Below are 14,058 nucleotides of genomic sequence, written 5' to 3'. Positions count from 1 at the left end.
GTGTAGCCTAGGTCTGATCCGTTATGAATCGACTAGCCCCGCTTCTCACGCTTGCACTGACAGCACTCAGCAACGCCCAAATTCCCGACAAGAAAATAACTTTCTCGTCAGTGGGCACCCCCTGCTATAAGCTGCTAGCCCTCCTATCCAAACAAGTAGGAGTCCCCATGAGCGCCGCAACTTCTACCAAAGATGATGTCCTGTGTGTAAGGTTTAAAGATGTACCCGCACCAGAGGCGATGAAGCGGGTAGCCGAAACACTGAATTGCTCGTGGAAGGTAGCGGATGGCGTGTACGTCTTAGAACGATCAGGAGATCAGAATCGAGCAGACATACAAGCCGAACGCAAGGCTCTTCTGTCACTAGTCACCAGGTTGATTGCCCAAAAGCGAACTCAAGCAAGCAAATACAAGCCGATGACTGAGTTAGAAATGGACCGTCTCGCTCAAGATTACAAGGTCGCCATACCCCACTTCGATCCTACGACGGGAGCTGGCTACTTCCCTTACATCTCAAAACTCATTGACAGGACTCCCTCCTCTCAACTCATGCCGAGGTTAGTTTCGCTACTCGACCCTCAAGAGTTGATAAGCCTACCGGCTGGAATCAAAGTAGTCTACAGTACCCATCCCACCCCAATCCAAAGAGAGTTGCCCTCTAACCTTAAACGAGTCTACGAAGACTTTGTCTCTCAATCCAAACTGTGGCAAGCGGCACAGGTTAAGACAGGAATTGGCAGTATCAAGATCGGGGGAACGAGTTACGGAATCGCTGGACTAACCGAAAATGGCTACGCAGAACCAGCTCTAATCTATCTCACCATCACGCGTAGGTCCAACACATCCTATAACATAGACCTCCACTTTGTAGACGCCGCAGCCAAGGAAATCATGTCCAGTTCGGACCAACTTGGGTTCGATTCCGGCGGTTTCTACGGTATGGGTCGGAGAGACCCCAACGATACCTCGTTCGCTCTTGAACTTGACAAAGAGGATAAGGAGTATATAGCAGCACTCCGACCTCAGACCAATTCAGACAACGTAAGCCCCAGGCTACGTGAAAAAATGCTGGATCCAATTCAGCATGAGCCTCTGGGACTCTTTACGTCCAAATGGCTACTTCAAGTAGCCGAAAAGAAGGACGAGAATGTGGTGGCATACCTCTCGGATAACTTTATCCAACCAGGGTTTAGTTCAGACCAGATCCCAACTTCCGAAGGGCTCCTCAAGTTTTGGAAGGCAACTGAATCTCTAACCGAGTCAGATCACTGGATCATCCTACGTCCATCAAAACCAGCACTAAACCGCCAATCCCGAGTCAATCGTGGCTTCCTGGCTAGGTATCTACGCTCCATGTCATCTGGCAGAACATTGACAATCGAAGAACGTGCCAGCCTAGCCCTAGAACTCGAAACTGTTGAATCAAACGTTCTGCTGACCTTATGGGAAGTGGCGTTGCATATCAACGGCCTACCAGATCCCTACATGCCTTACTTGAGACTCTATGGGACGCTCAATACAAAAGAAAAGCTTCAAGCAAAAAGCAAAGAAGGCCTGAGACTCTCAGGCCTGAATGCCAGCGCTGTCCAATACTTGATAAACACCGTTTACAAAGAAGCAACCGACGTAAGATTCGATCAAAACTCGACAGACACACCAGCTTCCCAGGCCGAACAGGACCGCCTCCACCTCTGCCTAACCTCCAGCTACTACCAGGAGCCAACAGTTTTCCTCCCCACCGGAGTTCCTGATTCCGGCTTGTTCTTCCTGTCAGAAGAAAAAAACGAGACAGCCTACGCAATATCAAGCAAAACAGGCGAAGCTATCCGCTCCTTCCGCGACACCGACCTAGCCATGCAAATACTCAACCAGACTCGGCCTGACTTGACTGGGGCTAAGTTGCAGGCTCACGAAATTGTTGATCTAAACCACCTTGCAGTTGGGAAGAGGCGAGAGATTCATTTGTTCTTTCGTTTTGCTTATGGTCTTTCTCAGGGAAGTGTGCTGACGGAGGAGTATCGGCCACAGGGACCGGGGACCTCACTTTCGGGACTGCCGGCCGAATTCGCGAAGCGAGTTCAGGAGTTGGTTCGGCAGATGACCAAACAGTATTCTGAATTGAATCGCCAGCGGGAGCAAGGGGCTAACAGGGTGATTCCACCGTTGTGATCACGTGTGGTTTATATCGATTTTGGCGTCTCCGCTCCCTCCGAGATTCTAGAAACATTTTGCCAATTGGCGCGTCTTGTCTACCTAAGGTTTGCAGCTCAATGAATCGAATTATCCCCTTGCTTCTGCTTGCTCTCACAGCGTCTGGAAACGCTCAGATCCTTGACAGGAAGGTCACCTTCTCGTCTCTAGGTGCTCCTTGCTCTAGGCTCTTGCCTCTTCTATCCAAACAAGTAGGAGTCCCCATGAGCGCCGCGAAGTCTACGAAGGATGATGTGCTTTGCGTTCGGTTCAAAGAGGTGTCTGCCTCTGAGGTGATGAAGCGGGTAGCTGAGACACTCAACAGTTCTTGGAAGCAGGTGGATGGAGTTTATGTTTTGGAGCGGACGGGGGATCAGAACCGGGCAGATGTTCGGTCGGAACACAAGGCGCTGGTGCAAGGAATTGCTAAGATGCTCGCCGAAAAGGGTGCTGAGGCCAGCAAGTACAGACCGTTAAATGACAGCGAAATGGCTCAGCTTGCTAGTGAGTACAAGTTGGCACTTAGAGGCTATTTACCTCGTGTTCAGAGTACTCACAGTGCGGTGAACAAGTTAGCGAATCGGACTCCTCAGGCACATGTGATGCAAGGTGTGGTTGCGGCTCTTGATGCTGAAGAGCTCTCTAACTTGCCGGTCGGTATCAAGGTGGTTTACAGCACCAAACCGACTGCGATACAGAGACCTTTCCCTTCAAATCTTGGAAATATCTGCGATGAGATCCTCTCTCAAGGCAAAAAGTGGCAAGAGGCTCAGCTACGTGCAAACTTACATGGCATCACCGAAGGCGACTTGACCTACGGCATCCCCGGGCTGACTGATAACAGTTCGGCAGAACCAAACCTTGCCTATTTGACCATTCTTCGCACGTCGGTTGGAAGTTGGGAGTTTGGGCTTCATTTCATAGATCAAAAGGGACGTGAGACGCTTGGTGGGTCTGATTTGATTGGGACGGACTACGGCAACGTTTACTTTGTGATGGGGCAGAAGAGGCCTGATGACACCTCCTTTACTATCGAGCTTGACAGCGAGGACAAGGAGATCCTCCATACGTTCTTTCCAAGCCCAAATGAGCCCGCTATGAGTTCGGATTTGCGGCGAAAGATGTTGGCTCCTGCGCAATTTGAACCTCTTAGTTTATTGGGATCGAAGTGGTTGCTGCAGATAGCGGAGAAGAAGAACGAAAACCTTGTTGCGTATTTGCCGGACGATTTTGTTGCGCCAGGGCTGGAGCGCGACCAAGTTCCAACTGCTAACGGCTTTCTTCGATTCTGGAAAGCAATACACAACCTGACGGAGGCAGATAACTGGATCACTCTGCGTCCTCGGAGACCTGCAAGGAGTCGCGCAACGCGGATTGATCGCGAGTTTCTTGGTAGCTATATGCAGGCAATGGACTCTGGGCGGGCAAGGTCGTTAGAGGAAGATGCGTCTTTTGCCCTTAAGCTTGATGCTGTTCTATCGAATCCTGTGCTTAGTACATGGTGCCGGGCTCTTAAGATCGGTGGCTTACATGATCTCGACGGGAGACAGCTCCACATGCTGCAGTTTTATGGGACTCTTAGCTCGACTGACAAGCTTCATGCAAAGTCGAAAGAAGGACTCCGTCTGAAAGGGCTCTCTGAAGACTCCTTGAAGTATTTGCTGCCCTCCATCTACGGACCGTGGCCTGAACTTCGCTTTGAGCACCCCGACCGTGAGTTACCTGCGGCCAAGGAAGACGAGGTGAAAGCTAGTCTTTATGCTGGTTCCGCTTATTACCAAGAACCGACTGTATTCTTGCCCGACTTCCCTGGTGATCGGTGCACGCTTAACTTGCATGACTTCACTAAAGTTGTTGCCTACACAATGCTGGATAACGGCCGAGCAGGGCGTTCATTTGAAGCTCAAGAGTTGGGTTGGCAACTGTTTTCGCAGTCGCGGCCTGATCTGTTTGACTGGGTGAAGCGGAACAATTATCAGATCGACTCCACGCATCTTGCGATGGGCAAGAGGCGTGATGTGACGTTGGCCTTCCGATTTGGTTACGGAATGAGGCTTATTAAGAACCTCGTTGAAGTTCGTCCGCCACGTGGGCCGGGCATTCCCCTTGCGCAGCTTCCAGCGGAGTTTGTGAAGGTTGTCAAAGACACCATTGAGGGTTCGGTCAAGAATTACGCGAATGCAAAACCAGGTGACAATCAGTTCGGGAATCAGCAGGTGATTCCGCCGTTATAGGTCGAGGGGCCAAGTATGCTCATGGCATAACCTATGTCAACTTTTGAAGCCTCCTCTTCGTCTACACCGCCTGAAGTTCCTATGGATGCGGTCCAGACTGTTTTCAATGCGATCGCTCGACGTCGGTCGCTTGGATTGGCCCGGCTTCATCCGGACCCGATTGATCCTAAGCTGATTGAGATGGCACTGCGGGGTGCTTGTTGGGCACCGAGCCATGGAGATACTGAGCCTTGGCGGTTTCAGGTTTACACAGGGGATGCCCGGGGTCCCTTGGGCGATGCGTTTGCTGAGGCGTATCGAATCGACGCGGAAGCGGAGTCTCGGTTCAAGGAAGAGACTTTTGAGGCGAATCGCAGCAAGGTTTGGAGTGCACCCGTGTGGATCTCCATTGCGATGGTGCCGGGTCGCGATGAGCACGGCAACCTCAAGATGACCATTGAAGAGGAGCGGCTTGCGGTGGCGTGTGCGGTTCAGAACCTCCATTTGATGTTGGCGACGATGGGAATCATTGGGATGTGGCATTCCAAGTCCACGTCTGTACACCCACACGTAGCCAAGTTTGTGGGGCTGGAGGCTCCGTCCGAGTTGATGGGGTTCTTCTTCTGCGGCTGGCCGAAGGTGGAGTGGCCGGAGGGCGAGCGTCAGCCATTTGAAGACAAGGTGAGGTGGGTCGAGTAAGCGCCTTGTCCCTTTTCTTGCTGTTGGCAGCATGGCCATTTGAGAAGAAGGTCACCTTTGAAGCTGTTGGAACGCCGGCTTCTCGCTTACTGCCTGAGATTTCTAAACAGGTAGGGATGTCTCTCCGTGTTAGCAAATCCACGGAAGACGATGTGCTTTGCGTTCGTCTGCGGGATGTGCCTGCAAGCGAAGTGATGAGCCGGTTAGCGAGCACATTGAATGCAAGTTGGAAACAAGTTGAAGGCGGGTATGAGCTCTTTCGTAGCTCCGATGTGAATCGTGATGAGCAACGCAAAGAGCACCGCGAGCAGGTAGCTCGCGTTAGAAAGATGCTGCAAGACAGTGCTGAGACATGTCTCAGAGCGCAGCCTACTCGCTCCGGTTTGCAGCTTATGCCAGTGGTGCTTGCAACGCTTGATCCCGAGGAGCTTGTTGGGTTGCCGTTGGAGCTTCGCACGGTGTACTCCTCGTCGCCTACCGCGTCACAGCGCGCTATGCCGCTGCAGATGCGGCGGGTATGTGATCAGATTATCGCCGCTAACCAATCTGCAGATGAGAAGCAAAACATTCAAGCGAACCAATGGCATGATGTCGGTGTTGTTCACCTTGCAGTGACTCGCTTCACGCAAGATCATTGGAAGGCCCGATTGATGTTATATAGCAGGAATGGTCTGCATCTTGGAACGGCATATGGCGACATAGGTAGCTCCTTCTACCTTCGTCCAACGGCCAGACCTGTGAAAGAAACTCATCCAATCCCCCTCGAACTGAATGAGGAGGATAAGGCACTGCTCACGTTCCCAACCCGAATTAATAGTGCGATTGGCAATAAGATCTTGAACCCGGAACAGAACGAGCCGCTGGGATTGCTTCCTTCTCATCTTCTTCTGCAGGTCGCCTCTAATAAGTCAAAGAACTTGGTTGCGTACCTGGAAGATGCTTTTTCACTTCCTGGGTTCATGCTTGGCCACAAACCCACCGTGGAGAGTCAGTTACAGTTCTGGAGAGACACCCAGTTAGTGAAAGAAGATGGGGCATGGATGACCTTGAGTCCAAAGATGCCATTCCACAGCCGTCAGAATCGCATTGGCCGGAAGCTACTTGGAAACTACTTAAGAACATTTGCTGAGCAACGACCGCGAACTGTTGAATCGGACGCGACGATGGCAAGAGAGTTAGAGCCGTATATGCAAAACGCTCTGGCAATGTATTGGGGTGAGTTCCTTCAACTTAGGAACGCAAACTCTGTGTGGAGCCGAGCATTGCGCTTCTACTCCGCCATGAGTCCAAGCATGCGAGCGGCGGCAAGTAGGAACGAAGGAGTAAGACTTGGCTCTCTTTCGGCAGAAGCGTATCGACAATTTGGTCGTGAGATTTTTGATTCCACCCAACGAGTTACTTACAGAGATCCTTCTAAAAGAGCGAATGCCACAAACGAAGACTTGAAGCAGTTCAAGTTATGGGAAACGTGCGATCTGTATCAGGACCCCACGGTGTTTATCCCAGACGGAATCTCCGAGTCGTGCGTGTTGCACCTCCGCGAAGAGAGTGAGGTTACTGTGACTGCGGTCCGTCCTGATGGCTCACGGTCTCGGCCTTTTGCTGCGGAAGAGCTCGCCGGCCAGATATTTAGGGAACAGCATCGCGACCGGTTCCCATCGTCGCAGCCGCCCCTCGATCTTGAACATCTGGCAATCAGTTCAAGGCGCATCATTCACTTTGAATTTACGCTTAGGCCTGACGTTTTCTTCTCTACCCTGGCTGGTGAAGATCGGTTACCCACCGGCGCGGAAATACCTTTTCGACAGTTACCTCAAGTCTTTCTTGACAAGGTCAACGAAACACTCAAGATCGCTGGAAGGAACTATGATCAGTCTTTGGAAAGCATCAAACAGACTCAGAAGGTGATACCACCCGTCCCAGGGTAGCGCTCGCTGGTTGAAATTCAACCCTCGATTTGAGGTTTGAACATTCCGTTACGGAGTGAGTCGTTCGTTGCGTCGCTCGTGGTTGTTGGTGCATCTCGAGGGCTTACGCCGCTGGGCTTTTGTGATTTCGGTCTTAGTTGGTGCTTCGTTCGGAGCGTGCCTACAACTTGGGGTTGGTGGTGATCTTGGTTACCAGGACTGCGCGTTCGCTTGTCCTTCGCTGGGACGGAGCGCCCCATTCGGGGCTGGGGAGGGTTGGTCGTCTTTTATCTGGGTGTTCCACGGCCATATGTCTGGGTCTGGGGGGTCGTTATTCAGGACTGCATCTTTCACTCGCATTGAGCGACATGTTCGACGCTGGGGTTGGGTTCTGAATTGTAAGTGGGGCATTCTGCGACTCCTTCGGAGTCGGGGGAGTTGGGGCTGGCTATCCAGGGGTCTGCGACGCCCTGGCTATTGTCTGGCATCCCATTTGGGATGCTTCAGAGGGGATGGGTGTCGTTGAGGGTTGGAGGCTTCTGGCACCCCTTGGGGGTGCGGTTCTAGGTGGGAGCTATCGGTGGGTCTTCGACGCCACCGCTACTTTCTGGCATCCCATTCGGGATGCTTCGGAGGGGATGGGGAGTTGGTTACCAGGACTACGTCCTTCGCTAGGACGGAGCGCCCCGTTCGGGGCTGGGGTTGGGTTGAGGAAGGGACGGTTAGGTTTTTGCGTATGCCGGGCTTTCAGCCCTCGTCGTTGTTGTGGCTTTCCCAGGGCTTACGCCGCTGGGCTTTTGGTATGCCGGTCCGTTGGACCTCTCGGAGGGGTTGGGTGTCGTTGAGGGTTGGAGGCTTCTGGCACCCTTTCGGGGTGCGGTTCTTGGTGGGAGCTTTCGGTGGGTCTTCGACGCCACCGCTACTTTCTGGCATCCCATTCGGGATGCTTCGGAGGGGATGGGGAGCGTGCATTGCTGACTTCTTGTTGAATTGGAAATCGGGTGGTATGTGGTTGGTTTTGCCCCCTCACTCCGGCTCTCCTCCGAGTTCAGGAGAACTTGGAGGGAGGGATGGGGCGGATCGCTTGTTAGAGCGGGCGGGCGGGTTCTGCTTGGCGGAGTGGGGTTATTGACTTCCGGATTTCGCGGCGGTCGCCTGTGGTTATATCGGCGAACAGGTCGTAGGGTTCTGCGGCGTTTACTGTTGCGGTAACGATGGAACCTAGCTCTGCTTCACCTTGGGCGAAGACTAGGCCGTCGATTTCGGGGGCGTCTCGGTGGGAGCGGCCTATGAGCCAGCCGTCTCGTTTGTCTTCTACGAGCATGTCGATTTCTTTGCCGATCCAACCTTGGTTGACTTCTAGCGAGATGCCTTGCTGGAGTCGCATCAGTTTGTCGTATCGTTCACGCTTTATGCGGAACGTCACTTGGTCGGGCATGTCGTAGGAGGGTGTGCTTGGTTCGCGACTGAACACGAAGGCACCCACTCGGTCCAAGCGGGCTTCCTTGCAGAAGTCGAGCAAGGAGCGGAACTCTTCTTCGGTTTCGCCGGGGAAGCCGACGATGAACGTGGTTCGGATGGAGCACTCGGGCATGGCTGCGCGGACCTTTTCGAACAGCTTCAGGTAGCGTTCTCCGTCCCAGGGGCGCTTCATTCGGCGGAGGGTGTCTGGGTGAACGTGTTGCAGCGGGATGTCGATGTAGGGGAGCACCTTTGGAAGGGTCGCCATGGCTTCGATCACTTCATCCGTCAGGCGGTTTGGATAGAAGTAAAGCAGTCGAATCCAGTCGATCCCATCCACCGCATTGAGCTCTCGCAAGAGCTTGGGAAGCGTGAACTCTTTGTACAGGTCAAACCCGTACTGAGTGACGTCTTGAGCGATTAGGTTGATCTCTCGGGTTCCAGATTTTGCGAGGTGGCGCGCTTCCTGGACTACTCGCTCAATGGGTTTGCTCTGGTGTCCGCCACGGAAGCTGGGGATGGTGCAGAAGGTGCAACGGTGGTCGCAGCCTTCGCTAATTTTGAGGTAGGCGCTCCATGGGCGGCCAGCGCGAGCTCTTGTTTCGACATCTGCCCAGCGGTGGTGCGGGGGAGCTACGTCTAGGACCTGGTTTCGGCTCTGCTGGACCTCTTGGACGATCTCGGCGAAGCGTGCCATTTGGCCGACGCCGATGTAGGCGTCGGCGCCTGGTGCGAGCTTCATTAGGTCGGCGCCTAATCGCTGCGCCAGACATCCGGCGACGATCACGCGCCCAGTTCGGCCTGCTTTCTTTTCGCGAACTGCGTCTTTGATCGCCTTGATCGACTCTTCCTTACTTGCCTCAAGGAACCCGCAGGTGTTGATGATGGTCACGGAAGTCTTCTTCGCGTTGGCATCAAGCTCGTAGCCCGAGGTCTGAAGAACGCCCGCAATCTCTTCGCTGTCCACTTCGTTTTTGGCACAGCCGAGGGTGACGATCTTAACCTTGTCGGAAGAGGGGGGCATAGGTTCATTATGACGCCCTGGGCACTCCCCTAGCTCCTGATCAGAATGTTAGGTCGCGCAAGGCACAGACTATCCACAAATATCGCTCTAAATCCGTGGCAGTACACCTCCAATCTTCTGTAAACTTGGCGCGAAATGTTAAGTACAAGAACGGGTGGATTTCCAATCGGTTTCCGGCGTGGCTGGTCTGATTGGCAAAAGGATCTCACGGGTCTTATTGCATGGGCGAAAGAGAACGGACTGGGCGTTATCGACTTTGGTGGCGACGCTGATGTGTCTGGCGCTGCGGCTGTCGCTGCGGGCCTTAAAGTGGGTTCTGCTGACCTCAAGAGCTGGAGCAGCTTCATCACTGCCGACCAGAGCAAACTTGATGCGGCGCTTGCGGACAACGCGACTTACATCGAAGCGTGCGCTAAGCTCGGCATTCACAATTTCTTCACGGTTATGTTGCCAGACGACGCTTCCAAGCCTCGCAGCGAGAACTTCGGTTTGATGGTCACTGGCCTCACGGAGCTCGCGAAGATTCTGGAGAAGTTCGATAGCCGAATTGTCGTTGAGGGCTGGCCTGGACCCGGCGCGCTCGCTTGCACCCCAGAGGGTTACCGCGAGATGATCAAAGCTGTCCCTTCCAAGTCCATTGGGATCAACTACGACCCTTCCCACCTGCTCCGAATGGGCATCGACCCGATTCGGTTTGTGGAAGAGTTTGCCGACCGCGTTTACCACGTACACGGCAAGGACACTGAGCTGATCAGCGAGGGGCTGTACAACTACGGCACTGAGCAGCCTGCAACCTTTGGCAAGCCCCGAGGCTTTGGCAATATGCACTGGCGCTACACCATCCCCGGACACGGCTGCATGCGCTGGACCCGAGCGTTTGAGATCCTCGCTGCCGCGGGGTACAAGGGCGCCGTGTCCATCGAGCTGGAAGACGAGCACTTCAACACCGACGAAGCAGGCGAAAAGCAGGGTCTCCTTGCTGGAGCCGCGTTCTTAGCCTCTGCTTAAGAGTGATTCGGTCGAGCTCAGGCGGGAAGTCTGGGCTCGACTACTGGATCCTGCCGGTCATTGCGGTAATCGCATAGCGAACCAGCTCCCTGCGTGCGACAGCTGGATTTGAAGCGAAGTCCGCAAGCAAGGCCTCGGCCGCCTGAAACGACCCGTCCCAACCGATCGATTCGCCTAACCCGTGGATCGCTGCCTCTTGCAAAGCGACTCTCGGAGACTTCAGCCATTTCTCGCATAGGGCCAGGAAGAATTCGGTATCTATCGGCTCTGGATCACGATATCTTGGGCTGTAAGGTGATACATCCCACCACATGTAACACGTCCCATTGAGTCTGTCGGTTTGGAGGGCGCGCTCACTGATATGACCGAGCACATCCTCAACATGAGGCTCGAAGACCTCCGTGAATAGGGTGTCCAACGCCCGCCAGGCGCGGTTGCGGAACTCCCTGGAAAGCCGTTTGTCCATGTAGATATGGGACTCCGACCCAAGTGCCTCTCCTATCTGTTCCAGGGAGAAGCGGTCTAGCAGCCACTTCTTCGGCTCTTGCCAGGTCATCAAGATGTAGTCGGCGTACTCGACACGATCTCCGAGCTCCTCTCGTGCAATCTCATTGCCCGTGAACTTAACTTGTAGCCAAGTCTCAAAAGGTAGGGCAGGTTTTGTACGCATACGGCAGAGCCGCTAGGACTAGCGAGAGAGCCAGACGTATCGGCCTTGGTCGTAGATGGCGCCTTGCCAGCGAGGTCGAACATCGCAGCCGTCGGAGAGTTGGCCGATACTCACGGAACGGGCGGAGCCGTCTACTGCTGAGAGATTCATCCGGCCCATGTGCCAAGGCCAAGCACCGCCGTAAGCCACATCTGAGGCTACGAGAGCTGGATCCCAGCCTTTGATGGGTGTATAGACTTCAATCTCCGGAGGAGTGTTTCCGCCTGCGCTGACGCGCGAATCGAATGCGACGAACGTGTCTATACGGGTGCCGTTTACAATTTCATAGCGGCATGGAGGGGAAACGAGCCAGCTTCCACCGCCTGTCGGCGTGCCCTTTACCTGGCCCCAGACGGAGTCCACAAATTCGATGGTTCTTGAGACATCGACAATGGAAGAGAGGGATTTCGGCAGGGACATCCACTGGCCGCCCACTTTCATGATGGGGGCTAGATACTGGAAGTTGTAGCCGACGTTGGTGTGAAGGGAGGCCGTGTAGTACTGCGAATAGAGATCGCCGGGTACGAGGTCGGAGTCGAAGGTTGACTCGGGCCGTGTGCGGTTCGAAGAATCGCCGGGGCACTGGAACGACCGGAAAGACTTGATGTAGGGCAGAAGCAGTTGGACCCAAGTGCGGTCGTTTCTTGAGTTGGGCGTCTCTGCGGGCTGGTGGTTTACTGGTGGGAAGTAGTCGTCGTAGTCGATTGAGTACATGCCAGACGCATAACCGACTTGTTTGAAATTCCCCAAGCACTGGGTCTTGGTGGCTGCCGCTTTGGCTGAATTGAACACAGGAAAGAGCACACCGGCGATGATCACGAGGATCGCCAGCACGACGAGCAATTCAGTCAATGTAAAAGCACGAGAAGATCGGGCCACTTAATGCACCAGGACAGAATCCATTATAACCCTAGGAGGGCGCTGAGACAAGGCGAAAACTTCGACCTTTCCAATTGACGCAAAACCCTGGTCCACATACCAGGCCTCAAGACGGGGATCACACTGCAAAGTTACGGGCACTCCTCGATCCGCAGCGTAGCTCCGACACCATTCGATGATTCGTTTTCCTAGGCCTTTGCCGCGCTGTGTGCTGCTGATGCAGAGGTTATAGATTCCTAAAATCTCGGGTTGCTCGCACAGCATGACTGAACCTACCCGCTGTCCTTTCACTTCCAGTTGGAACAGTTTGAGGCTTGTCGCGAGGGCGGTTGCTTCGGAAACACGTTGTTTGAATTTCATCGGCTGCTTCTCGAAGAACTGCTCCGACATGAAACGTGCCACGTCAATACGATGCTCGAAAGTTTGCGCTTCGATGAGCGGTTCCACATCCTTTGCCTCGGACGGCGCCACCATCTCGCTGAGGTAGTAGACGCATCGGAAGTCAGCGCGAGTCAAAAGCTCCCCCACGTGATCGGGAGAATCGCTCGGCAGGGCGTACACGTGGAAAGCTGGTCGGGCGCTGGCCAGTTCGTTTAACCGACGAGCCGACCAGGGATCCAGGCTGAGGCGTGCCGCGAAGTTGCAGATGGGGTGCTCGAAGTCTCCCAGACAGGCGAGGAACGCGTCTTCCTCCCAGGTGCCAGCACCCGGCGTAGCAAGCCCAAGGTGAAAATAGGTGCTTACTAGGTTCTCGGATGCTATCTGCCGTAGAACTTGTGCAATCAAAGAACGGTACTCCAGAACAATCCTACGCCGACTTTGCGCGTTGTGCCAACCAGCCCAACCGACATCCCTTGGGCGATTTTTTGACCCAAGAAAAGCGCGGTTCCGCGCGGCGTGAAGAACAGGGTACCAAACCTCTCGCCCTTGATGTCCAGTCGGAATAGGTCCAGGCCTGCGCCTAAATCCATGCCCTGAGCCGTGGAAGCGATCACTCCGATCCGAATGGTGGGGGCTACCAGCTTCTTGGGAGCGGCGTAGTTGCTTCCGTTCATCTCTGAAGCGAAAAACGTGGACACTTCGCGGAGAATCTTTCTTTCTACAAAAATCCCCCCGTAGTGGCCCGTGTCGAGAGTTAGGACGGCCGGGTGATCCAGAGACTCGATGAGCTTGGTAGAGGATCCTCCCGGAATCACCGTATCGTAGCGCCCGACGACCACGAATGTCTTGCCAGGGGTGCTTCTGGGGAGGTAGTTCAGTGGCTCAACGGGCGCGAGTTCAGTTCTCAAGCGGTCCTCGGTATAGCCTTTCCTACGCAACACATCGCGCTGCTTCACCACCCGCGAACTGGACCACAGAATCTTCGCAAAATCGACCCCACCTAGCACGAAGGTGGCATGCGTGATGCGCGAATCTACGCCGTATGCAAGCGAGGCGACCAATGCACCTAGGCTTGTGCCTGCGATTCCGACATGGTCCTTGCGGAACTCGGGACGACTCATCAAAAAGTCGAGGGACCGTTTTACGTCTAAAATCGACTGGTCCATCGTCTCGATCAGCTTTTGGGGATCTGGCTGAATGGCTAAATCGCCCGACTTGTAACCTGCAGGTGTGCGGCTCAAGTGATAAGGCAGAGTCAAAATGGCGGCTGCTACGCCTTTGCGATTTAGGTCCAGCGCCAACTGCTGCTCTGCCCGTAAGTCTCTCGCGCCCCAGTAGTGGGTGATCAAGATCACCGGAAAGGGAGCCTTGCCGGAGGTCGGCACCATCACCCGCAGGGGGACAATGTTGTTCACCGGGTAGGGCGAGGTGTAGGCACTGGGGAAAGAGACCAGGTACTCGTTGGCAAAGTCTCCTTCATCGCCAAGCGTCCAATCTGGAAACTTGATGGCGGGGGCAGGTTGCCGTAGGTCTATCTGAGTTTGTGCATGGTTCATCGAGGAACCAAACAAGAGCACGAACCCACAGA

The 14,058-nt window shown here is 54.3% G+C and carries 12 protein-coding genes; 5 read left to right on the top strand and 7 right to left on the bottom strand.

From position 1 onward, the window contains the following. Nucleotides 1-23: 23 nt before the first annotated feature. The 4 genes from ACZ51B_RS13395 (at nucleotide 24) to ACZ51B_RS13380 (ending at nucleotide 7,029) form a co-directional block, all read left to right on the top strand. On the top strand, nucleotides 24-2,168 hold the full coding sequence (locus ACZ51B_RS13395; protein WP_464293838.1) for a hypothetical protein: 2,145 nt from the start codon (nucleotides 24-26) through the stop codon (nucleotides 2,166-2,168). Between the two features lie 245 nt (nucleotides 2,169-2,413). Next, nucleotides 2,414-4,423, top strand: a complete 2,010-nt coding sequence (locus tag ACZ51B_RS13390) for a hypothetical protein (RefSeq protein ID WP_464293837.1) — start codon at nucleotides 2,414-2,416, stop codon at nucleotides 4,421-4,423. 33 nt (nucleotides 4,424-4,456) lie between these two features. Continuing rightward, nucleotides 4,457-5,101, top strand: coding sequence for a nitroreductase family protein (locus ACZ51B_RS13385; RefSeq protein WP_464293836.1), 645 nt, complete (start codon nucleotides 4,457-4,459; stop codon nucleotides 5,099-5,101). A gap of 116 nt (nucleotides 5,102-5,217) precedes the next feature. Continuing rightward, nucleotides 5,218-7,029, top strand: coding sequence for a hypothetical protein (locus ACZ51B_RS13380; protein WP_464293835.1), 1,812 nt, complete (start codon nucleotides 5,218-5,220; stop codon nucleotides 7,027-7,029). A gap of 329 nt (nucleotides 7,030-7,358) precedes the next feature. Here the strand turns inward: ACZ51B_RS13380 and ACZ51B_RS13375 are convergent, their stop codons facing one another. The 3 genes from ACZ51B_RS13375 to rimO all read right to left on the bottom strand — a co-directional run bounded on the left by ACZ51B_RS13375 (nucleotide 7,359) and on the right by rimO (nucleotide 9,493). After that, nucleotides 7,359-7,496 (bottom strand): hypothetical protein, encoded by a 138-nt coding sequence (locus tag ACZ51B_RS13375; RefSeq protein ID WP_464293834.1) that lies wholly within the window; start codon nucleotides 7,494-7,496, stop codon nucleotides 7,359-7,361. A gap of 259 nt (nucleotides 7,497-7,755) precedes the next feature. Continuing rightward, entirely contained in the window at nucleotides 7,756-7,941 is a 186-nt protein-coding gene (locus tag ACZ51B_RS13370; RefSeq protein WP_464293833.1) for a hypothetical protein, read from the bottom strand. 154 nt (nucleotides 7,942-8,095) lie between these two features. After that, nucleotides 8,096-9,493, bottom strand: a complete 1,398-nt coding sequence (rimO, locus tag ACZ51B_RS13365; protein WP_464293832.1) for a 30S ribosomal protein S12 methylthiotransferase RimO — start codon at nucleotides 9,491-9,493, stop codon at nucleotides 8,096-8,098. Nucleotides 9,494-9,628: 135 nt separating this feature from the next. On the opposite strand from rimO, the gene ACZ51B_RS13360 reads away from it, so the two are divergent. After that, a complete protein-coding gene (locus tag ACZ51B_RS13360; RefSeq protein ID WP_464293831.1) occupies nucleotides 9,629-10,501 on the top strand; it encodes a sugar phosphate isomerase/epimerase family protein in 873 nt (290 codons plus the stop codon). Between the two features lie 40 nt (nucleotides 10,502-10,541). On the opposite strand, the gene ACZ51B_RS13355 is transcribed toward ACZ51B_RS13360, so the two are convergent. The 4 genes from ACZ51B_RS13355 to ACZ51B_RS13340 are packed head-to-tail and all read right to left on the bottom strand — an operon-like array spanning nucleotide 10,542 to nucleotide 14,026. Beyond that, on the bottom strand, nucleotides 10,542-11,171 hold the full coding sequence (locus tag ACZ51B_RS13355) for a hypothetical protein (protein WP_464293830.1): 630 nt from the start codon (nucleotides 11,169-11,171) through the stop codon (nucleotides 10,542-10,544). Nucleotides 11,172-11,189: 18 nt separating this feature from the next. Next, on the bottom strand, nucleotides 11,190-12,089 hold the full coding sequence (locus ACZ51B_RS13350; protein ID WP_464293829.1) for a DUF1559 family PulG-like putative transporter: 900 nt from the start codon (nucleotides 12,087-12,089) through the stop codon (nucleotides 11,190-11,192). After that, the gene (locus ACZ51B_RS13345; protein WP_464293828.1) at nucleotides 12,090-12,875 is read right to left on the bottom strand and encodes a GNAT family N-acetyltransferase; all 786 of its coding nucleotides are present in this window, start codon (nucleotides 12,873-12,875) and stop codon (nucleotides 12,090-12,092) included. It abuts the gene before it with no gap. Further along, a complete protein-coding gene (locus ACZ51B_RS13340; RefSeq protein WP_464293827.1) occupies nucleotides 12,872-14,026 on the bottom strand; it encodes an alpha/beta hydrolase family protein in 1,155 nt (384 codons plus the stop codon). Before ACZ51B_RS13340 ends, ACZ51B_RS13345 begins: the two co-directional genes overlap by 4 nt. Nucleotides 14,027-14,058: the final 32 nt, after the last annotated feature.

The sequence above is a fragment of the Fimbriimonas sp. LA-C6 genome, from assembly GCF_055398105.1.
This window is presented reverse-complemented; position numbering and strand designations above follow the sequence as displayed.

Bases quoted from the DNA above. Each gene is read 5' to 3' on its own strand.
- ACZ51B_RS13380 (WP_464293835.1), top strand. From the start codon at position 5,218: ATGTCTCTCCGTGTTAGCAAATCCACGGAAGACGATGTGCTTTGCGTT.
- ACZ51B_RS13395 (WP_464293838.1), top strand. From the start codon at position 24: ATGAATCGACTAGCCCCGCTTCTCACGCTTGCACTGACAGCACTCAGC.
- rimO (WP_464293832.1), bottom strand. From the start codon at position 9,493: ATGCCCCCCTCTTCCGACAAGGTTAAGATCGTCACCCTCGGCTGTGCC.
- ACZ51B_RS13355 (WP_464293830.1), bottom strand. From the start codon at position 11,171: ATGCGTACAAAACCTGCCCTACCTTTTGAGACTTGGCTACAAGTTAAG.
- ACZ51B_RS13340 (WP_464293827.1), bottom strand. From the start codon at position 14,026: ATGAACCATGCACAAACTCAGATAGACCTACGGCAACCTGCCCCCGCC.
- ACZ51B_RS13360 (WP_464293831.1), top strand. From the start codon at position 9,629: ATGTTAAGTACAAGAACGGGTGGATTTCCAATCGGTTTCCGGCGTGGC.
- ACZ51B_RS13375 (WP_464293834.1), bottom strand. From the start codon at position 7,496: ATGCCAGACAATAGCCAGGGCGTCGCAGACCCCTGGATAGCCAGCCCC.
- ACZ51B_RS13390 (WP_464293837.1), top strand. From the start codon at position 2,414: ATGAGCGCCGCGAAGTCTACGAAGGATGATGTGCTTTGCGTTCGGTTC.
- ACZ51B_RS13385 (WP_464293836.1), top strand. From the start codon at position 4,457: ATGTCAACTTTTGAAGCCTCCTCTTCGTCTACACCGCCTGAAGTTCCT.
- ACZ51B_RS13370 (WP_464293833.1), bottom strand. From the start codon at position 7,941: ATGCCAGAAAGTAGCGGTGGCGTCGAAGACCCACCGAAAGCTCCCACC.